Raw genomic sequence first — 19,283 nt, forward strand, 5'->3', positions numbered from 1 at the left:
ATGACCAGGACCCTGCTCTTCTGGACCGCGGCCTGTTGCCTGGCAACGGCGGCGGTTTCGGCGGCCGCCGCGCCACCGCCGAACAACCTGCTGCGCATCGAGCGCGTGAACATGGGCAGCGGCGTGCAGAACGCCAGCGGCACGGACGTCGCCGAGCCGGTCGGCGACCTGGGCGTCTGGCACGTGCCGCAGTACATGCCGGGCTTCCCGACGGCCGCGACGATCTGGCCGCGCGTGGTGATCGTGCCGTGCAGCACCGACCTGTGCAGCGGCTACGAGCTCACGCCGGAACTCGGCCGCGGCGAGTACCTGTACTTCGCCCCGGCGCGGAGATAAGGCTCGGACAAGGCCTCGTGCCTGCCGCGCACAACGCAAAACGGCACAACGCACAACGCACAACGCACAACGCGCGCCACCCGGCGCGCGTTGTGCCGTACCCTTCGCGCATGACATCGCTTGCGCGCTTCCTGCGTGCCCTCCTCCGCGCCTTCGGCATCGCACTCGTCGTTCCGCTGCTGCTGTTCGAGGAATGGGGCTGGGAGCCGCTGGCCGCGCTCATGGCACGGCTGGCCCGCCTTCCGTTCTGGGCCGCGCTCGAAGACCGCCTGCGCCGGCTGCCGCCCTGGGGCGCGCTGCTGGCCTTTTTCATTCCCGTGGTGCTGTTGCTGCCGGTGAAGGTGCTGGCGCTCTTCCTGTTCAGCCGCGGCCATGCCGCCACCGCGCTCACCGTGCTGCTGCTGGCCAAGCTGGCCGGCACGGCCATCGTGGCGCGGATCTTCCAGCTGGTCGAAGGCCCGCTGATGCGCATTCCGTGGTTCGCCCGCTGGTACCCGCGCTGGAAGGCCTGGAAAGACCGTGTGTTCGCCATCGTCCGGCAGACCCGGCCGTGGCGGCTGGCGCGGGCGATCAACCGGCTCGTTTCGCGCAGCTGGCGCCGGTTCAGGGAAAGCTGATTGGGTTATTTTTACCCGGGTCATATTGCCAATTCAATTTCACCCGGGTAATATTTGCGGCATGAACCTGCCGCCTGAAACCAAACGCGCCCTCACCCGGCAATACAAGGAAAGCGTGCGCCCCGCCGGCGTCTTCGCGGTCCGAAACCAACTGAGCGGCCGCGTCTACGTGTCCGGCAGCCTCGACGTCGAAGGCGCCATGAACCGCGCGCGCTTCGAGCTCAACCTGCGCTCGCACCGCAACAAGGCGTTGCAGCAGGAGTGGCTCGCGGACGGCGCCGCGCAATTCAGCTTCGAGGTGGTCGACCGCGTCAAGGAACGCGAAGACGACCCGGCCTTCGACCGCGCGGGCGAGCTCGAAAAACTGCTGGCGCTGTGGCAGGAAGAACTGCAGTGCTTCGGCGAGCGCGGCTACAACACGCCATGAACCCGATGAACCCCACCGGCCCCGACGCGCTGGGCTTCTGCCTGGCCCTGGGCCGCGCCCAGGCGAGCCTCACGCTGCGGCTCGACGCGGACCTCGGCGCCTTCCACGGGTTGAACTTCGGCGACTTCACCCTCCTCTACCTGCTGATGCGCGCGGACCACGGCCGCCTGCCGATGGCGAGCCTCGCGCGCACCTTGGGCTTGCCGATGTCGGCGCTGATGCGCAAGATGGTCCAGCTCGAAAAAACCGGCCTCGCCGAGCGCGTGGCCGGCCCCGCAACCGATCCGCGGCGCCATGCGGCGCTGCGTGCCGGCGGAAGGCAACTGGCGCAGGGCGCCGTTGCCACCGTCGAAGCCCATTGCAAGGAAGCCGTGCATCCGATCGACCCGCAAGCCCTGTGCGCCACGCATGCCGCGCTGCTCGCAATGAGCGGTGACAACGTGCCGCACGCCTGAGCGCATCAGCGGGTAGATTACGCACCTCGTTCTCTCCGCCTCCCCTGATCTGCACGCACTGCACGATCTCCGGGAGACAAGACACACACCCGAATGTCACCAGACAACCCACCAACCACCCTGACAGTGTTCTTCGGTTTCCAGCGCGTCGCACAGGGCACCAAGGCCGAAGTGCTGGACCAGCTGCGCCGCCGCGACGATCCCGGTCCCTACCTGGTGTTCGACGACCAGACCGGCGCGCAGTTCGACCTGGACCCGCGCGACCTGCACGCCCTGCCCCCTTCACCGGCCTCGCCTGCCTCGGGCCTCAACGCCGGCGAAGCGGGTGCCCTGCGTGAACACCGCGAAAACCGCGAACATCGCGACGACGCGCCGCGCGGCGTCGGCCGGCCCAAGCTGGGCGTGGTCGCGCGCGAGGTCACGCTGCTGCCGCGCCACTGGGACTGGCTCGGCCGCCAGCCTGGCGGCGCATCGGTCGCGCTGCGCAAGCTGGTCGACGACGCGCGCCACGTGCACGCCGACCGCGACACCGTGCGCGCCGCGCGTGAAGCCACCTACCGCTTCATGACCGCCATCGCCGGCGACCTGCCCGGCTTCGAGGAAGCCACCCGCGCGCTGTTCGCGGGTGAAGAGCAACGTTTCGGCCACCTGATCGAACCCTGGCACGCGGACCTGCGCGCCCATCTGAAAAAACTGTCCGCCGCGAGCTGGACTCCCCGATGAGAACAACAACAGAGACATCCGCGGGCGGCAGCGCCGGCGGCACCGGCACTGGCACCGGCAGCGCCACTGGCCAGAGCGGCCTGCAGGGCGTGCCCGTGGCGCCCGTCAACGCCCCGCGCCCGCTGTGGAAGGTGTTCCTTTTCTTCCTCGCGCCGATGTTGCTCAGCAACATCCTGCAGTCGCTGTCGGGCACGCTGAACAACATCTACGTCGGGCAGATGCTCGGCGTGCGCGCGCTGGCGGCCGTGTCGAGCTTCTTCCCGGTGATGTTCTTCTTCATCGCCTTCGTCATCGGCTTGGGCGCGGGCGCCTCGGTGCTCATCGGCCAGGCCTGGGGCGCGCGCGACGTCGCCAAGGTCAAGGCCGTGGCCGGCACCACGCTGTCGGTGGGCATCCTCATGGGCCTGCTGGTCGCCGTGTTCGGCGGGATCTTCACCACGCCAATGCTGGCCTCGCTGGGCACGCCTCCCGACGTGCTGGCCGACTCCACGCGCTACGCCCGCATCATGCTGATCGCCATGCCGGGGCTGTTCGTGTTCCTGATGTCCACCGCCATGCTGCGCGGCGTGGGCGACACCATCACGCCGCTGTTCACGCTGGTCATCTCGACGCTGGTCGGCCTGATGGTCACGCCCGCGCTCATTCGCGGCTGGGGCGGCCTGCCTCAGCTGGGCGTGGCCAGCGGCGCCTGGGCCACCGTGCTGGCCTTCGTGGTGGCGACCATCTGGCTGGGCTTCAGGCTGCGCCAGCGCAAGAGCCCGCTCGCGCCCGACGCCGAGTTCTTCCGCCACCTGCGCATCCAGCCGCAACTGCTGAAGGCCGTGCTGAAGATCGGCGTGCCCACGGGCGTGCAGATGATCGTGGTGGCGCTGGCCGAAGTGGTGCTGCTGTCGATGGTCAATGCCTACGGCTCCAACGCCACCGCGGCCTACGGCGCGGTGAACCAGGTGGTGGCCTACGTGCAGTTCCCGGCCATCTCGATCGCCATCACCACCTCGATCCTGGGCGCGCAGGCCATCGGCGCGGGCCGCGCCAACCGGCTGGGCGCCATCGCCAGGACGGCGCTGCTGATGAACCTGGTGCTGACCGGCGGCCTGGTGCTGCTGGGCTACCTGTTCTCGCGCCACCTGATGGGCTTCTTCATCACCAGCGCGCCGGTCATCGAGATCGCCCAGACACTGCTGCACATCATGCTGTGGAGCCTGGTGATGTTCGGCATGGCCTCGGCGTTGTCGGGGATCATGCGCGCCAGCGGCTCGGTGCTGGTGCCCACGCTGATCTCCATCGTCTGCATCCTGGGGGTGGAGGTGCCGGTGGCCTACGTGATGGGCCACCGCATGGGGCTGGACGGTATCTGGATCGCCTACCCCGCCACCTTCGGCGCGATGCTGCTGCTGCAGACCGGCTACTACCAGCTGGTGTGGCGCAAGAAGGCGATCCACCGGCTGGTGTAGCACCCTCCTCGGCGGGGACCCGGGGCCCGCGGCGGATCACATCCCGTCGTAGGCCTTCTTCACCTCGGCGATGTCGAGCTTGACCATCTTCATCATCGCCTGCATCGCGCGGGCCGCCTTGGCCGGGTCCTTGTCCTGGAACATCCTGATCACGGCGGTGGGCGCGACCTGCCACGACACGCCGAAGCGGTCGGTGAGCCAGCCGCACTGCACCGGCTGGCCGCCGCCTTCGAGCAGCTTCTCCCAGTAGTTGTCGACCTCGGCCTGCGTCTCGCACTTCACGTACATCGAGATGGCCGGCGTGAACTTGTACTCCGGCCCGCCGTTGAGCACCATGAACTCCTGCCCTTCGAGCTCGAAGGTCGCGGTGAGCAGCTTGCCTTTCTTGGCGGGGTTCACGTCGCCCCACAGCAGCGTGTCGGTGACGCGGGAGTTCGCAAAGATGGCGGAGTAGAACTTCAGCGCGTCTTCGCCGTTGCCGTCGAACCAGAGGCAGGGAACGATCTTTTGCATGGGGTCTCCTTGGTTGAAGATGAACCTGAGAGTTCAGTATCAAAGCGATGGCCGCGCCCTGTCAACCCGTGCGGGGCCTGTCAGCAAGAAGTTCCCATGCCGCGCAGCGGTCAGCCTGGATGCGCAAGCTGCACGCGAAACCCCACGCCCCTGCCGGGCGACAGGCCTTCGACGATCGCCACCTGCCCGCCCATGCGGTGCGCGGCCTGCATCACGATCGCCAGGCCCAGCCCCGAGCCGCTCGCCTCCTGCCCGAGCCCGCGATAGAAGCGCTCGAACACGCGCGGTTGTTCCGCGGCGGGAATACCGGGGCCGTCGTCCGCCACCGAGAGCATCAGGCCTTCGTCGCCGGCGCGCAGCGTGACGACCACCTGCGCGCCGTCGTGCACATAGCGGATGGCGTTGTGCAGCAGGTTCTCCAGAATCGACTGGAACGCCGGCATGTCGATGTCCGCCTCCAGGCTGTCGGGCGCCTCGAAGGTCAGCTCGATGCCGCGTGCCATCGCCCGCGGCACCGCCTGCGCGATGAGCTGCCGCGCGAACTGCGCCGCGTCGATGCGCTGAGGCACCGCAGGCTGGGCGTCGTCGAGCAAGGCCAGGTCGAGCAGTTGCTGCGTCAGGTGCGACGCGCGCGCAATCGCCTGCTCCAGGTGGTGCTGCGCGCTTTCGCGCTCCTGCGCGTTGCCGGCACCCGCGAGCGCATGCGCCTGCGCGGCGATCACGGCCATCGGCGTGCGCAGTTCGTGCGCCGCGTCGTGCACGAACGCGCGCTCCTGCGCCACCTTGTCGCGCAGCTGCTGCAGCATGCGTTCGAGCGCGGCGGTGAGCGGCTTGAGTTCCGCATAGGGCGGATCGAAGCCGATGGGCGACAGGTCGGTCCTGCCGCGGCGCGCGATGCGGTCGGCCAGCTTCTGCAGCGGCCGCAGCCCGTGGCGCACCGCCAGCCACACCGGCAGCAGCACCAGCGGAAACGCCAGCAGCAGGTGCGGCAGCACGCGCCCCGCGTTGCGCTCCACCACCCACGAGCCGGTGATCGGCGGCTCCGCGAGGTGCAAGGTCCACCGGCCGGCGTCGCTGCCGTAGACCCAGTACGGGGAGCCGCCCAGGTCGGCTTCGATCACCTGCGCGAGCGGTCCGTCGAGCTGCCGGCTCCCCAGGTTAGGCGATGCGTAGACCAAGCGGCCATCGTGCCGGTCGCGCACTTGCATCAGCGTGCTGCCACCCGGATTGCCGCTGATGCGCAAGGTGTCGAACTGCGTGGCTGCCGCCTTCATGACGGTCACGGCCTCGCCCTCGTCCTTCACCTCGAGCAGCGACGCGGTGAGCGCGCGGCCGAACTTCTTCAGGCCCTGGTCGACCGCCAGCGCCTGGCGGAACTGGATGTAGAAGTACAGCAGCAGCATCGCCCACACCAGGAAGAACGCCGCCAGCAGCGCGAGCAGCACGCGCTGCCCGATCGTGGGCCGCAGCCAGCGGCGGAGCATTGCGATTGCAGCAGTCATCCGGCGCTCATGCGGCCAGCATGTAGCCCACGCCGCGCACCGTGTGCACCAGCGTGCTGCCGATCTTGCGCCGCAGGTTCGACACGTGCACCTCCACGGCCGCGAAGTCCACGGGCTCGCCCAGCGGCTCCAGCTTCTGCGCCAGCACGCCCTTGGCCACCACCGCGCCGGGCTCGCGCGCCAGCTCCAGCAGCAGCTTGAATTCGCGCGGCGACAGGTCCAGCGGCTTGCCGTGCAGCGAGGCCGTGTGCCGGCGCGGCTCGATGGTGAGCGGGCCCAGCGCCCAGGCCTCGCTGGCCTGGCGGGCCGAGCGGCGCAGCACGGCGCGGATGCGCGAGATGAGTTCCGCCGTGGCAAAGGGCTTGATGACGAAGTCGTCGGCGCCGCCGTCGAGCCCGGCCAGCCGGTCTTCCACGGCCGAACGCGCCGTGATGACGATCACCGGCAGCGCGCTGCCCTCGCGGCGCCAGCGTGCCAGCAGGTCGAAGCCGCTGCCGTCGGGCAGCGACAGGTCGAGCAGCACGCAGTCGAACAACGCGGCGTCGGGCACGCGCGGCGCGTCGGCGGCGCGGCGGCGCCACTCGCTGCTCAGGCCGTCGACCTTCAGCGCGGCCTGCAAGGCGCGGCCAAGGTCGAGGTCGTCTTCGATCAGCAGGATGTGCACGGGGGCGATTGTGCGGGAGCCGACCTTTGGCTTTGCCAAAGGTTCGGCCGCACAGAATCCGGGGACACAAGAAAGGGACACGAAGACATGGGAACCACGCAACGACCACTTCACCGCCGCATCGCCGCCCTGGCCCTCGCCGGCGGTTCGCTTGCGCTGCTCGGCGCCTGCGGCACCGCCCCCACGCACCCGGCGCTGGTGTCGGCCGAGCAGAACCACACGCTGCCGCCGCTCGTGCCCATGCGCCGCTTCGTCGCGAACGTCGATGTCGTCAACGGCCACGTGCTCTCGCCCGACGGGCAGCAGCTGGTGTCGGTGCAGACCGTGGGCACCGACGTGGGCCTGGGCGTGCGCAAGACCGCCGATGCCGCCGAGCCGGGCGGCGCCGGCACGCGCACCTTCGCCACCGGCACGCTGGCGCGGCCTTTCGTCTCGGGCCCGACCTACACCTGGCTGCGCAACAGCCGCCACATCGCCTACCTGAAGGACTTCACCGGCGACGAGAACACGCAGATCTTCGTGCTCGACACGCAGTCGCCCGACGCCAAGCCGTGGGCCGTCACGCCCGGGGCCGGCATCCGCTCGGCCTACGTGGGCGCGGGTGCGCCGGGCAGCGCGAGCTTCTTCTTCTCGAACAACCGGCGCGACCGCTCCAGCATGGACCTGTTCGAGGCCGATGCGCTCACCCGCGCCGTGCGCGAGGTGGCGCGCAGCGAGCCCGGCAGCCGCGTGGTCGGCTGGTTCATCGACACGCAACGCGAGCTCGCCGGGCGCATGCGGCAGCTCGGCGACGACGACGGCTCCGACCTGGTGCTGGAACTGCGGCAGCCCGACGGCAGCTGGCGCGCCTTCAGGACCGTGCAGGCCTTCGACAGCTACTGGCCCCAGCGCATCGACCGCGCCGCGGGCAAGCTCTGGGCATTCACGAACGTGGGCCGCGACAAGCTCGTGCTGGTCGAGACCGACCTGGCGACCGGCAACGAGAAGGTGCTGGCCGAGAACGCCGAGGTCGACCTCGACTACGGCGTGTTTCCGCCGCAGCAGGGCGGCCCCCTCGCCTACGTCTACGAACCCGACAGGCCGCGCATCGCCTACCTCGACGCCGCGCTCGAACGCGACGTGCGCACGGCGGTGAAGCAGGCACGCGAGCGCGGATGGCTCGACGCCGAGCCCGTCATCGCCCGGCCGTGGAGCATGTCGGAAGACCGCCAACGCCTCGTGGTGAGTGCCGTGACCGAAAACGAGGGCACGGAGCTGCTGTGGGACCGCGGCACGCAGCAGGTGCAGCGCCTCACGCCGCCGCGCCCGCCCACCAACGCCCTCTTCTCGCCGATGGAGCCCTTCTCGTTCAAGGCGTCCGACGGCCTCGTGGTGCACGGCTACCTCGTGCGCCCGCGCGGTGTGCAGGGCCCGGCGCCGCTGGTGGTCGACATCCACGGCGGCCCCTGGGTGCGCGACCGCTGGCGGGCAGCCAGCTACAACGGCACGCAGATGCTGGCCAACCGCGGCTATGCCGTGCTCAACGTGAACTACCGCGGCTCGACGGGCTACGGCCGCGCCTTCATGATGGCCGGCGCCAACGAAACCAACGGCCGGCTGCAGCGCGACATCGCCGAGGCGGTGCAATGGGCCATCGACCGGGGCGTGGCCGACCCGCAGCGCATGGCGGTGCTGGGCGCGAGCTTCGGCGGCTATTCGGTGCTCACGCAGCTGATCCAGAAGCCGCACGACTACCGCTGCGGCGTCGACCTGGTCGGCGTGGCCAACTGGCCGCGCGTGATCGAGAACTGGCCGCCGTTCTGGCGCAACCGCCACTACTTCGCGGCGTTCTACGGCGACGTGAACAAGCCCGAAGAGCGCGCGCGGATGCTGAAGAACTCGCCCATCTCGCAGATCGACCGCATCACCGCGCCGCTGCTGGTGATCCATGGCGGCAACGACGTGCGCGTGCTGCGGCAGGACTCCGACGACGTGGTCGCCGAGCTGCGCAAGCTGGGCCGGCCGGTCGAGTTCATGACCTTTCCCGACGAAGGCCACAGCGTGCGCAAGTGGCGCAACCGGCTCGCCCAGTCGCGCAAGATCGAAGACGCGCTGGCCACCTGCCTGGGCGGGCGCAGCAACGGCTTCGACTTCTACGAGCTGATGCCGCGGCAGCAGTGACGCCCGCCGCGGCGGCAACGGAGCGTGCCGCTGCCGTGCACTACCAGCGGTAGGTGGCCGTGGCCACCGCCGTGCGCGGGTAGCCGTAGTAGCAGTTGCCGTAGCCGTAGCCGCAATTGGCGATGTAGGTCTTGTTGGTGAGGTTGCGCAGGTTCAGCGCCAGGCTCCAGCGGTCGATGTCGTAGCCCACCATCGCGTCGAACACGGTCGATGCCGGCACGCGGTTCGGTGCCACCGATTCGCCGTCGCCGTAGTTCGAGCCCGTGTAGCGCGCGCCCAGGCCCACCTTCACGCCGTTGGCGAAGCGGTAGTCCGCCCACACCGACAGCCGGTGGCGCGGCACGGCCGTGGCCTGCTTGCCGATTTCGCCCGGGTTGGCGCTGGCCGTGACGACGGCACGCGGCGTGTAGCTGTAGGAGGCCGTGAGGTTCAGGCGCGCCATCAGCTCGGTGGTGGCCTCCAGCTCGAGCCCGCGCACCGAGATCTCGCCGGTCTGCTTGGGCAGGAAGTTGCCGTCGTAGCTGATGTAGTTCTTGCGGCGCAGGTCGAACACCGCGGCGCTGTACATCTCCTTGCGGCCCGGCGGCTGGTAGCGGATGCCGGCCTCGTACTGCTTGCCGCTTTCGGGCTTGAACGGGTCGCCCGAGACCGGATCGATGACGCCCGTCGGCGCGAACGATTCCGAGTAGCTCAGGTACGGCGCCCAGCCGCTAGGGTGCAGGTAGACCAGCCCCGCGCGGCTGGTGAACTTGTGGTCGCGAATGCGCTGGCGCGAGCCGTCCAGGCGGCTGTCGATGGTGCTCTCGGCGCTGTCGTAGCGCCCGCCCAGCGTGAGCGTCCAGCGGTCGTCCCACTTGATCTGGTCCTGCAGGTACACGCCGGTCTGCGTCAGGCGCGTGATGCCGTTGAAGTACGGCTGCGGCACCTCGATGGGGCCGCCGTACACCGGCGCGTAGGCGTTCAGCAGCGACGCGCTGCCGCCGCTGAAGGTGAACTGGTCGATGCGCGTGCGCTGGTAGTCCAGCCCCACCAGCACCTTGTGCTGCGTGCCGCCCACGCGGAAGTCGGCCTGCGCCTGGTTGTCGAGCGCCACCGCGCCGATGTTCTCGCGGCTGCCGAACACGCTGCGCGCGAGCAGCTGGAAGTTGGCCGGATCGGCCGAGAGGCCAGGGTTCACCGTGGCGAAGCCCGACAGCTGCGTGCCCCGGTAGTCGAGCTTCTGGTGCGCATAGCGCGCGTTCTGGCGCACCGTCCAGGTGTCGTCGATGCGGTGCTCGAACTGGTAGCCGACCATCTCCTGGTCCTGGTTGAAGCGGTCGAAGCCGGGCTCGCCCACCGACAGCCGCGACGGGATGTAGGTGCCGATGGCGGTCGGCTCCAGCGAACCGATCTTGGGCCGCGCGCGGGTGTACACGCCGCTGCGGGTGCGGGTGAACTGCGACAGCAGCGTGAGCGTGGTGTCGCCGGACGGCTTCCAGGTGAGCGACGGCGCAATGTAGGTGTGGTCGTCGGCCTCCTTCAGCGCGGGCAGTTGTGCGTCGCGCAGCACGCCGGTGATGCGGTAGAGCACCTTGCCGTCGGCGTCCAGCGCGCCCGAGAAGTCGCCCGCCACCTGCTTGCGGTTGTGGTCGCCCAGTTGCAGCTGCAGCTCGCGCACCGGCTCGGCTGTGGGGCGCTTGCTGACCACGTTCACCACCCCGCCCGGCCCGCTCATGCCGTACAGCACCGACGACGGCCCGCGCAGCAGCTCGATGCGCTCGGCGCCGTAGTTCTCGGTGCGCCACACGCCCCAGGTGCTGTTGTTGCGCAGCGGCAGGCCGTCCAGGTAGAAGCCCGGCGAATAGGCGTCGAAGCCGCGCAGCGAGATCCAGTCGTAGCGCGAATCGGCGCCGTAGGTGGTGGTCGACACGCCCGGCGTGTAGCCCAGCGCGTCTTTCAGGTTGGCGGCGCCGATGGCTTCGATGCGGTCGGCCGTGATGACCGAGATCGACTGCGGCGTCTCCACGATCGGCGTGTCGGTCTTGGTGCCGGTGGCGCTGCGCCTGGCCACGTAGCCCTGCACGCGGCCGGTCGCGTTTTCGTCGCCGTCGGCCACAACAGTCACGGCCGGCAGCGTGGAGGAACCCGAGGCCGGCGCGGTCTTGATGACGGCCGCGTTGCCTTCCATGCTGGCCGCCAGGCCGCTGCCGGCCAGCAGCCGGTCGAGCGCCTGGCGCGGCGTGAGGTTGCCCGAGATGGCGGCCGCGCTCTTGCCGGCGACCAGGCTCTGCTGCACGACCAGCTGGAGCCGGGTCTGGCGGGCCCAGTCGTTCAGCGCCTCGGCCAGCGGTTGCGCGGCGATGCTGATCTGCTGCGGCGCGCCCTGCGCCGGGGTCTGCGTCTGAGCCTGCGCCCACAGCGGCGTGCTCGCCAGGGCAAGCGCGATGGCCAGGGCAAGCGGCGCCGGCGTCGTCTTCAAGCGGTTCATGAAAAAGCGTCCTCCAGTTGGTGAATACAAATAGTTCTTATCTGGGTTGACGCACGACCCGCTGCAAATCCCGTAGGCGCGGCGAAAAAAAGATGGGCGATGACGGTCATGCACAGGAACGGCGAGCCTGTCGAAGAGGAGCGGTGCCCGGTGTGCAAGCACGGCGTGATCGTGCCGCGCAACGGGCCTTATGGCCCGTTCCGCTCGTGTTCCAGCTACCCGAAATGCGAGCACCGGCCGAGGAAAAAGCCGGCACGGTAGGCGCCGGCCCGTGTCGCGCCTCGTGCCGCGCCCCGTGCCGCGGACAGGACCGATGCGCCTACTGCGCCAGCACGACCTCGGCGGCCGAGCCGGCTTCCTTCAGCCGCACCGGCAAGGCACTCGGCAGCGCGCGCCGCAGCGTGCGCGCGTCGCGCGGGTCGAAGGTGCCGCTCAGGCGCAGCGCGGCCACCGCCGGGTCGTTCACCACCAGCCCCGTGCTGCCGTAGCGCTCCAGTTCGGCCAGCGCGCGCGACAGCGGCGTGTCTACAAAGCTCAGCCGGTGCGCCTGCCAGGGCGCGATGCCTTCGCCCGGCACGGCCGACACCGCCGCCAGCACGCCGCGCGCGTCGCTTTCCACCTGCTGGCCGGCCGTGAGGAAGACGGCGTTCTTCGCGTCGCCGTCCCGGCGCAGCACGCGCACCTTGCCCTCTTCCACCGACACCCGCGCCCCGTCGGCGCCCGCGATGCCCGGCGTGTGCCGCACGGCAAAGCGCGTGCCGACCACGCGCACCTGCAGCGGCCCGGCCAGCACGTCGAACGGCCGGCTCGCGTCGGACTGCACCAGGAAGACGGCCTGTCCGTCGATCAGCGTCACCTCGCGACGGTCGCGGAACAGCCGCACCTCCATGTGGGTGGCGGTGTCCAGGCGCAGCCGCGTGCCGTCGGGCAGCGGCACTTCGAGCTGCTGCCCGCGGCGCGTGGCGAAGGCCTGCTCGAACACCGGCTGCGCCTGAATTTCGCGCCAGCCGAGGTAGCCGGCGCCCACGGCCATGCCGGTGATGCCGAATGCGAGCGCCGGTTTCAGGAAGCCCCGGCGCGTGAGGGGGGCTGCAGCCTGCTGCCCCGTGAAGCCGCGGCGCCAGCCGGCGACCGTCTCGGGCGAGATCGCGTCGAGCGATTCCCAGCGCGACTCCCACTGCGCGTAGGCCGGGCCGTGCCGCGCATCGGCGCCGAGCCAGGCCTGGAACTCGCGTTCGTCCGGCGCGCGCCAGTCCTCGCGGTGGCGGCGCACGAACCACTCGAGCACGTCCTGTCGAAGGCGCGATGCGTCCTGGTCGTGTGGCTGCGACGGCGGTGGCATGGGGGGCGTCATGGCTCGGCGAGCTCTCCTATGGATGTAGACGCACGAGCGGCTTCCAACCCGGTAACGCGCGTCCTCGCTTCTTGTTCATCGTGGGCGCTCTTCGTCACCGTTCGTGCGCTCCAGGCAGGCCCAGCAGGCGTCCATGGCAATGCGCAGCTGCATCTCCACCGTACGCACCGAAATGCCCATGCGCGCGGCCACCTCGGCATACGACAGGCCGTCGAACTTGAACAGCACGAAGGCCTCGCGGCAGCGCGGGGGCAGCCTGTCGATGGTCTCGACCATGGCCGCCAGGCCCTGCCCGGAAGACAGGATGGTGTCGGGCTCGAAGGTCTCCGGGCCCATGACGTCGTCGAGCTCGCGCGGCTCCTCGCGCGTCGCGGCCCCGTCGTTCCCCGCGCGCACGCTGGTGCGGCGGTGATGGTCGGTGACCAGGTTGCGCGCGGTGCGGTACAGCAGCGCGCGCGGGTCGCGCACCACGCTGCCGGTGCGCTGCGCCTCGTAGACCCGGGCATAGCTCTCCTGCGCCAGGTCGGCCGCGGTGGCGCGGTCGGACACCTTTCGGGAGAGAAAGCTCAGCAGCTCGCGGTAATAGCGTTCGAACACAGGCGCACCACAGCCGGAATGGAGAAGTCGAAGTCCAGGGGCAGGTTGGCTTCGACACGACGTGGCTGACCTGAGGCGATTCAGAAAACGGGAAGCGGCGATTATCAGCGGCTTCGCGACCGCTGGCGGTCGCGAAGCCGCCTGACGTTGCCTGAAGTTGCCGACAGCCTCAGGCGAGGCCGTAAAAACCCAGGTCCGAGCGCACCCCCGCGTTCTTCGTGAACGCCACGGGATCGAAGCCTTCCTGCGCGAACCTGGCCTTCACCAGCACGGCGGCCGAGGCCACGGCCTGCTCGCTGGCCCACTCGACCACGGTCACCACGTTGAACTCCCCGGTGCCGCCGGTCTGGTTCAGCACATGCGCGCGCAGGCAGCCCGGCAAGCTGCGCAGCGTGTGCTGGACGCGCTGCATCTGCGCGATGAATGCCGGGCGCACCTCGGCGGGCACGACGAACTTGTCGATGCGGAAAACAGGCGCGGGCCCAAGCGGACGGGCAACGGAATGGTTCGGCATGGCGGGGTTCCTTGGAATGTGCACACAGGGCCTGTGCGCTGGCGTGAATTCTCAAACCTCAAGTAAAGTTGAGGTCAAGAGCTTTCTGGATTTTTCTTCCAATGAACGACGCACCGCAAAAAGCCGGCATCTCCCCCACGCTCACCGTCGGCGAGGTCGCGCGCCGCAGCGGCGTCACCGTGTCCACGCTGCACTTCTACGAAACCCAGGGACTGGTCAGCAGCACGCGCACGGCCGGCAACCAGCGCCGCTATGCACGCACGATGCTGCGCCGCGTGGCCTTCGTGCGGGTGGCGCAGCGCGTGGGCATCTCGCTGGCCGACATCGGCCAGGCCCTGGCCACCCTGCCCTCGGGTGCCGCGCCGAGCCGCGAAGACTGGGCCCGGCTGTCGGCCGCGTGGCGGGCCGAGCTGGACGAGCGCATGGCGCAGTTGCAGAAGCTGCGCGACACGCTCGACGACTGCATCGGCTGCGGCTGCCTGTCGATCGACCGGTGCAAGCTGCGCAATCCGGCGGACCGGCTCGCCGCCGAAGGCCCGGGGCCGCAGCGGCTGCTGGTCAGGGGCGCGAAGCCCGCCGCCTAGAAGTTGTAGAGCGCCGCCGGGTTGTCCACCAGGATGCGCCGGCGCGTGTCGTCGCTGCTGGCCCACGAAAACAGCAGGTCGTACAGCGGCGCGCTCTCGGGCCGCGGGCTGCGCCCCGGGTGCGGCCAGTTGCTGGCCCACAGGCAGCGCTCGGGAAAGGTCTCGGCCAGCGTGCGCGCCAGCAGGCTCACGTCGTCGTAGCCGGGCGCGCCGGTCTTCGAGGTTTCGTAGGGCGCCGAAAGCTTGATCCACACGCGCCCCGAATCGATCACGCGCAACAGCGACTGGAACGACGGGTGGCTCGGTGCCACCGGCTCAAGAAACTTGCCGTTGTGGTCCAGCACCAGCCGGCACGGCAGGCGCTTGAGCACCTCCTCGTGCGCGGGCATGGTGCGGCCGTCGAGTTGCAGGTTGACCATCCAGTCGGCGTTGGCCATGCGCGCGGCCATCGGCTCGAGCGACTCCCAGCCCAGCACGCCGCCGATCATCATGTAGCGCACGCCGCGCATGCCGCCCGCGTGCAGACGCGCGATCTCCTCGTCGGCCACGTCGGGCGCCACCAGCGCAATGCCGCGCGCCGCATCGCCGAACTGCGCCAGCGCGTCGAGCGTGCAGCCGTTGTCGAAGCCGTAGCCGGTCGGCTGCACTACCACCGCGCGGTCGATGCCCAGTGGCACCTGCACCTGCTCGCGGTAGAGCGACACCGGCGAATGCGGCGGCACCCACGCGACGTTCGGGAGCAGCGCGAAGCGGTCTTCGTAGATGTGCACGTGGCAGTCGCAGGCGCCGGGGTAGCGCGTGTTCCGGGTGGGTTCCATGGGGCGTCTCGAAGGGAGTGGATCGAAGGGAGTGGATCGAAAGGTCAGGTGCGCACGCCGAAGGCCTGCTGCCAGCGGTAGGCCTCGGCCGCGTTCACCGCGCCCTTCGGCGCCCTGCCCTGGAAGATCTCGGCCAGCTGCGACACGGTTTCCATTGCCTGGTGCTCCACGGCCGGCGGCGTGAGGCCGCCGATGTGCGGCGTGGCGATCACGCGCGGGTGCGCCGCCACGCGCGGCGACGGCATCTGGTCGGGCGCGCGGCCCACGTCGAGCGCGCAGCCGGCGATGGTGCCGGCGTCAAGCGCGGCGAGCAGCGCGTCTTCGTCCACCAGGTTGCCGCGCGCGGCATTGACGAAGAAGGCGTGCCGCTGCATGGCGGCGAAGGCCCTGGCGTCCATGAGGTTCTCGGTGGCTTCGGTGGCGGCGGCCAGGCACACGACGAAGTCCGAGCGCGCCAGCAGCGCGTCGAAGCCCACCTGTTCCAGCCCGGCGCGCTCGATGCGCGCGAACGGGTCGTGCACCACGGTGCGCATGCCCAGCGCCAGCGCGACGTCGCACAGGTAGCGGCTGATCTGTCCGTAGCCGATCACGCCCAGCGTGCTGCCGCGCAGCTCGCGCCCCATGGCCGGCGCCACCGGCCGGCCCGCGTGGTAGCCCTCGGCCGAAGCGCTCACGTGCCGGCCCAGGTCGATCATCACGCCCACGATCCACTCCGACACCGAGGCGATGAACCCGGCGCTGGCCTGCGTCACCAGCACGCCGTGGCGGCTGGCCGAGGCCACGTCGATGTTGCGGATGTCGATGGCGCAGCGCACGAAGGCCTTCAGCTTCGGCAGCGCGGCGAACAGGGCCTCGTCGCCCACCGTCTGGCGGTAGGAAATGAGTGCGTCGCAGTCTTTCGCCAACTCGGCGATCTCCGCCGATGAAAGATCCGTGTCCGTGGGGTTGAAACGCACCTGCGTCACCTGGGCAATGTCCCGCAACGCGGCGGTGGCGCGGTCGCCGAAATAGTGGACGAGCTTGCTCTGCGGGTGGCTGACGAAAACCGTGGTCATGAAGAGAAAGAAGAAGAGAAAAAGAGGCTCTTGCTCGAATGAAGGCTAGCCGCGCGGCGGCGCGACCGAATCGCGCGCCACCAGCGTGGGCGCGAAGACGAATTCCTGCGTGGCCATCGACGGGTCGGCCAGGCGGCTCATCACCCGCTCGACCATCACCTGCGCCATCTCGGGCACGGGCACGCGCACCGAAGTCATGGCCGGGTGCATGAGCGTGGAGAGAAACACGTTGTCGATGCCGATCACCGACACGTCCTGCGGCACCGACAGCCCCGCATCGCGAAAGCCCGCCATCAGGCCGAAGGCCAGCAGGTCGTTCACGCCGACCACGCCGGTCGGGCGCTTCCTGGCGCGCGCCAGCTCGCCGGCCTGCATGCGGCCGAGCTCGCTCATCATCGAGTCGCCGTACTCGTCGACCGGCAAGCCCTCGATGACCTGCGCGCTGTCTTCGAGGCCCGCCGTCTTCGCGGCCGCCAGAAAGCCGTTGATCTTCTCGCCGCGGCTCATGGTGCGGCCCGACGGCGTGACGAAGGCCAGCCGGCGGTGACCCTGCGCGATGAGGTGCTGCGTGGCGATGCGCGACGACTCGAAGCTGTCGACCGTCACGTGGTCGATCACCGAGGCCATGCCCGGCGTGGCGCGCCGGTCGTAGCTCACCACCACCAGCCCGCGCTCGGCCGCGGCCTCCACGTGCTGCTCGTCGACCAGCGACGAGATGATGATCACGCCGCGCACGCCGTGGGCCATCAGGTCCTCGAAGAAATGCGCCTCCTTGGCGGCGTCGCGGTAGGTGTTGCCGATCATGATGCGAAAGCCGTAGCGCTCCTGCGCCAGCGTCTCGACCTCGCGGGCGATGAAGCCGTACATCGGGTTGGCCATCGACGGCACCAGCAGCCCGATGAGCGGCGTATGGCCCGTCTTGAGCTGCCGCGCCGAGGTGTTGGGCCGGTACTTCAGCTCGCGGATGGCGGTTTCCACGCGCGCCAGCGTCTCCTTGGCCATGCGGTCGCTGCGACCGTTCAACACGTTCGACACGGTGCTGGTCGACACCCCCGCCCGCTGGGCGACATCGCTGATTCTGCTCACGGCTTCCTTCCTGTTGTCTCTTGTCCCGGCCTCATGCAGCCGCTACATCCCCATGCGCGTCGGCAGCCACGTGGAAAACGCCGGCACCAATACCAGCACCACGAGGGTAACGAACAAAACGGCCAGGTATTTCATCATCGGCCTGGCCACGTCCTTCACCTGCGTGCCGGTGATGGCGCAGGTGGCGAACAGGCCCAGCCCGACCGGCGGCGCGAACAGCCCGAAGCCCATGGCGATGACCATCACCGTGCCGAAGTGCAGCGGGTTCACGCCCAGCTGCGAGGCGATGGGCGTGAGCAGCGGCCCGAAGATGATGAGCGCCGGCGCGCCTTCCAGGATGGCGCCGAACACGATCATGATGAGCACCGACAGCATCACGAACATGGTGCTGCCGTACGAGTGCGCAAAGCCGACCATGAACTCCGACAGGTACTGCGGGATCTGCTGGATCGTGAGCGCGAACGACAGGCTCGACGCCGCCGCCACGATGAAGAGAATGCCGCCCGCCATCGACGCCGAGCGCACGAACAGCCGCGCCACCGACTTCACCGTGAGCTCGCGAAACGCCAGCCAGCCCACCACCAGCGCATAGACCACCGCGAAGGACGACACCTCGGTCGAAGTGGCCACGCCCGAGGTCACGCCCTTGCCGATCATGGCCACCATCACCAGCGCCACCAGCGCGCCGCCCAGCAGGCGGAACATGGGCGTGCGCACGTCGAAGGCCTCGTCGGGGTCGATGCGCGTGCCCACGTAGATCGTCACCGCCGCCAGCGACACCGCGAGCACCACCGCCGGAACCAGCCCCGCCATGAACAGCCCGGCAATCGAGATGTTGGCCACGAAGCCCATGATGATCATGTTGATGCACGGCGGAATGGTCTCGGCCATGACCGCGGTGCAGGCCAGCAGGCCGGCCGTTTCGTTCGGGTCCTGCCGGGTCTTGCGCACCGCCGGCATGATGATGCCGCCCACCGCCGCGATGTCCGCCAGCTTGGAGCCCGACACGCCCGAGAAGAACGCCGTGGCCGTGATGGTGATGAGCCCCAGCCCGCCGCGCAGCCGCCCGAACATGCGCAGCAGCAGCTCGATGAGGCGCGACGACATGCCGTTGGCCTCCATCAGCAACCCGGCCAGCACGAAGAACGGAATGGCCAGCAGCACGTAGTGGTCGGTGCCGGCCATCACCTGCTGCGAATACACCAGCATGGGCAGCGACGGGTCGGCCATGAAGAACACCAGCGACGACAGCGCGAGCACGAAGGCAATGGGCATGCCCAGCGCCATGCCGCCCAGAAAGCCCGCGGTGAGCAGCGCCCACGGCGGGATGGCGTGCTCGCTCACGAGCATGTTCCAGCCCGCCACCGCGGCCGCCAGCGCCAGCACCGCGCCCAGCGTGGCCCACACCCTGCGCCGCGGCCCGTTCACCGCGTTGGCCAGGCCGAACAGCGTCATGAACAGGCTGCCGATGGCCACCGGGTATACGTAGATCCACTGCGGCAGGCCGATGGAGGTGGTCATGTTGTACGAGTCGGCCAGCAGCTCGCACGACGAGGCGAAGAGGCTGGCCGACACGCCCACGACGATCCAGCTGCCGAGCTGGATCAGCGCCGGCTGCCAGCTCGCCGGCAGCATGCCGCGGAACAGGTCCACGCCCACGTGCTGGCTGCGCGCGAGCACCGTGGCCGCGCCGAAGAACACCTGGATCACCATCAACGCGCGCGCCACCTCCTCGGCCCAGTCGAAGGGGTCGTGCAGGAAGTAGCGGAACACCACCGAGATGAACACCACCACCACGTCGATGGCCAGCACCGCGCCGGCCGCGTACTCGGTCATGCGCATGAGCCAGGCGAGCCAGCGGCCCGCGGCGTGGCTGGCGTCGAAGCCCACGGTCTGCAGGGCACCGTGCCCTGTGGGTCCTGTGGGCTCTGTGTTCGCCGGTTGCGTGGCTTGCGTG

General features: G+C 69.6%; 20 protein-coding genes. 9 read left to right on the plus strand and 11 right to left on the minus strand.

The genetic code is table 11. The features are described from left to right. The 6 genes from BM004_RS12880 to BM004_RS12905 all read left to right on the plus strand — a co-directional run bounded on the left by BM004_RS12880 (position 1) and on the right by BM004_RS12905 (position 4,012). A complete protein-coding gene (locus tag BM004_RS12880; protein WP_093121793.1) occupies positions 1–336 on the plus strand; it encodes a hypothetical protein in 336 nt (111 codons plus the stop codon). 110 nt (positions 337–446) lie between these two features. Next, the gene (locus BM004_RS12885) at positions 447–953 is read left to right on the plus strand and encodes a hypothetical protein (protein WP_093123284.1); all 507 of its coding nucleotides are present in this window, start codon (positions 447–449) and stop codon (positions 951–953) included. A 61-nt stretch (positions 954–1,014) separates the two neighbouring features. Further along, the gene (locus BM004_RS12890) at positions 1,015–1,380 is read left to right on the plus strand and encodes a GIY-YIG nuclease family protein (protein WP_093213746.1); all 366 of its coding nucleotides are present in this window, start codon (positions 1,015–1,017) and stop codon (positions 1,378–1,380) included. A 5-nt stretch (positions 1,381–1,385) separates the two neighbouring features. Next, complete coding sequence (locus BM004_RS12895; RefSeq protein WP_093214110.1) at positions 1,386–1,835, plus strand: MarR family winged helix-turn-helix transcriptional regulator; 450 nt, start codon at positions 1,386–1,388, stop codon at positions 1,833–1,835. Between the two features lie 93 nt (positions 1,836–1,928). After that, a complete protein-coding gene (locus tag BM004_RS12900) occupies positions 1,929–2,558 on the plus strand; it encodes a DUF2239 family protein (RefSeq protein ID WP_093213748.1) in 630 nt (209 codons plus the stop codon). 155 nt (positions 2,559–2,713) lie between these two features. Beyond that, a complete protein-coding gene (locus BM004_RS12905) occupies positions 2,714–4,012 on the plus strand; it encodes an MATE family efflux transporter (RefSeq protein WP_256219895.1) in 1,299 nt (432 codons plus the stop codon). A gap of 36 nt (positions 4,013–4,048) precedes the next feature. On the opposite strand, the gene BM004_RS12910 is transcribed toward BM004_RS12905, so the two are convergent. The 3 genes from BM004_RS12910 to BM004_RS12920 all read right to left on the minus strand — a co-directional run bounded on the left by BM004_RS12910 (position 4,049) and on the right by BM004_RS12920 (position 6,691). After that, positions 4,049–4,525: a VOC family protein gene (locus tag BM004_RS12910; RefSeq protein ID WP_093213753.1), complete on the minus strand. Its 477-nt coding sequence runs from the start codon at positions 4,523–4,525 to the stop codon at positions 4,049–4,051. A gap of 110 nt (positions 4,526–4,635) precedes the next feature. Continuing rightward, a complete protein-coding gene (locus BM004_RS12915; RefSeq protein WP_256219877.1) occupies positions 4,636–6,009 on the minus strand; it encodes a sensor histidine kinase in 1,374 nt (457 codons plus the stop codon). A 25-nt stretch (positions 6,010–6,034) separates the two neighbouring features. Continuing rightward, a complete protein-coding gene (locus BM004_RS12920) occupies positions 6,035–6,691 on the minus strand; it encodes a response regulator (RefSeq protein ID WP_093213759.1) in 657 nt (218 codons plus the stop codon). An 87-nt stretch (positions 6,692–6,778) separates the two neighbouring features. On the opposite strand from BM004_RS12920, the gene BM004_RS12925 reads away from it, so the two are divergent. After that, positions 6,779–8,851, plus strand: a complete 2,073-nt coding sequence (locus BM004_RS12925) for an alpha/beta hydrolase family protein (RefSeq protein ID WP_093213761.1) — start codon at positions 6,779–6,781, stop codon at positions 8,849–8,851. A gap of 40 nt (positions 8,852–8,891) precedes the next feature. On the opposite strand, the gene BM004_RS12930 is transcribed toward BM004_RS12925, so the two are convergent. Further along, the gene (locus BM004_RS12930; RefSeq protein WP_093213764.1) at positions 8,892–11,318 is read right to left on the minus strand and encodes a TonB-dependent siderophore receptor; all 2,427 of its coding nucleotides are present in this window, start codon (positions 11,316–11,318) and stop codon (positions 8,892–8,894) included. Between the two features lie 108 nt (positions 11,319–11,426). On the opposite strand from BM004_RS12930, the gene BM004_RS42470 reads away from it, so the two are divergent. Continuing rightward, positions 11,427–11,579 (plus strand): topoisomerase DNA-binding C4 zinc finger domain-containing protein, encoded by a 153-nt coding sequence (locus tag BM004_RS42470; RefSeq protein WP_371269465.1) that lies wholly within the window; start codon positions 11,427–11,429, stop codon positions 11,577–11,579. A gap of 58 nt (positions 11,580–11,637) precedes the next feature. On the opposite strand, the gene BM004_RS12940 is transcribed toward BM004_RS42470, so the two are convergent. The 3 genes from BM004_RS12940 to BM004_RS12950 all read right to left on the minus strand — a co-directional run bounded on the left by BM004_RS12940 (position 11,638) and on the right by BM004_RS12950 (position 13,783). Then, complete coding sequence (locus BM004_RS12940; protein WP_093213769.1) at positions 11,638–12,660, minus strand: FecR family protein; 1,023 nt, start codon at positions 12,658–12,660, stop codon at positions 11,638–11,640. 87 nt (positions 12,661–12,747) lie between these two features. After that, positions 12,748–13,269: a sigma-70 family RNA polymerase sigma factor gene (locus BM004_RS12945; protein ID WP_093213771.1), complete on the minus strand. Its 522-nt coding sequence runs from the start codon at positions 13,267–13,269 to the stop codon at positions 12,748–12,750. A gap of 169 nt (positions 13,270–13,438) precedes the next feature. Next, entirely contained in the window at positions 13,439–13,783 is a 345-nt protein-coding gene (locus tag BM004_RS12950; protein ID WP_093213774.1) for an antibiotic biosynthesis monooxygenase, read from the minus strand. Between the two features lie 101 nt (positions 13,784–13,884). On the opposite strand from BM004_RS12950, the gene soxR reads away from it, so the two are divergent. After that, positions 13,885–14,367: a redox-sensitive transcriptional activator SoxR gene (gene soxR, locus BM004_RS12955; RefSeq protein ID WP_093213776.1), complete on the plus strand. Its 483-nt coding sequence runs from the start codon at positions 13,885–13,887 to the stop codon at positions 14,365–14,367. Here soxR and BM004_RS12960 read toward each other — a convergent pair. Genes BM004_RS12960 through BM004_RS12975 form a run of 4 tightly spaced genes read right to left on the minus strand, consistent with a single transcriptional unit; the run spans position 14,364 to position 19,168 of the window. After that, positions 14,364–15,185 carry an amidohydrolase family protein gene (locus BM004_RS12960; protein ID WP_093213779.1) on the minus strand — a complete coding sequence of 274 codons (822 nt, stop codon included), beginning with the start codon at positions 15,183–15,185 and terminating at the stop codon, positions 14,364–14,366. The two genes, soxR and BM004_RS12960, sit on opposite strands and share 4 nt — an antisense overlap. Positions 15,186–15,229: 44 nt before the next feature. After that, positions 15,230–16,240, minus strand: coding sequence for an NAD(P)-dependent oxidoreductase (locus BM004_RS12965; RefSeq protein ID WP_093213781.1), 1,011 nt, complete (start codon positions 16,238–16,240; stop codon positions 15,230–15,232). Positions 16,241–16,285: 45 nt separating this feature from the next. Continuing rightward, positions 16,286–17,326: a LacI family DNA-binding transcriptional regulator gene (locus BM004_RS12970; RefSeq protein ID WP_093213784.1), complete on the minus strand. Its 1,041-nt coding sequence runs from the start codon at positions 17,324–17,326 to the stop codon at positions 16,286–16,288. A 42-nt stretch (positions 17,327–17,368) separates the two neighbouring features. After that, positions 17,369–19,168 (minus strand): TRAP transporter large permease, encoded by a 1,800-nt coding sequence (locus tag BM004_RS12975; RefSeq protein WP_093123278.1) that lies wholly within the window; start codon positions 19,166–19,168, stop codon positions 17,369–17,371. Between the last annotated feature and the right edge of the window lie 115 nt (positions 19,169–19,283).

The organism is Variovorax sp. OK212 (genome assembly GCF_900112425.1).
In the GTDB taxonomy this organism is placed as follows: domain Bacteria; phylum Pseudomonadota; class Gammaproteobacteria; order Burkholderiales; family Burkholderiaceae_C; genus Variovorax.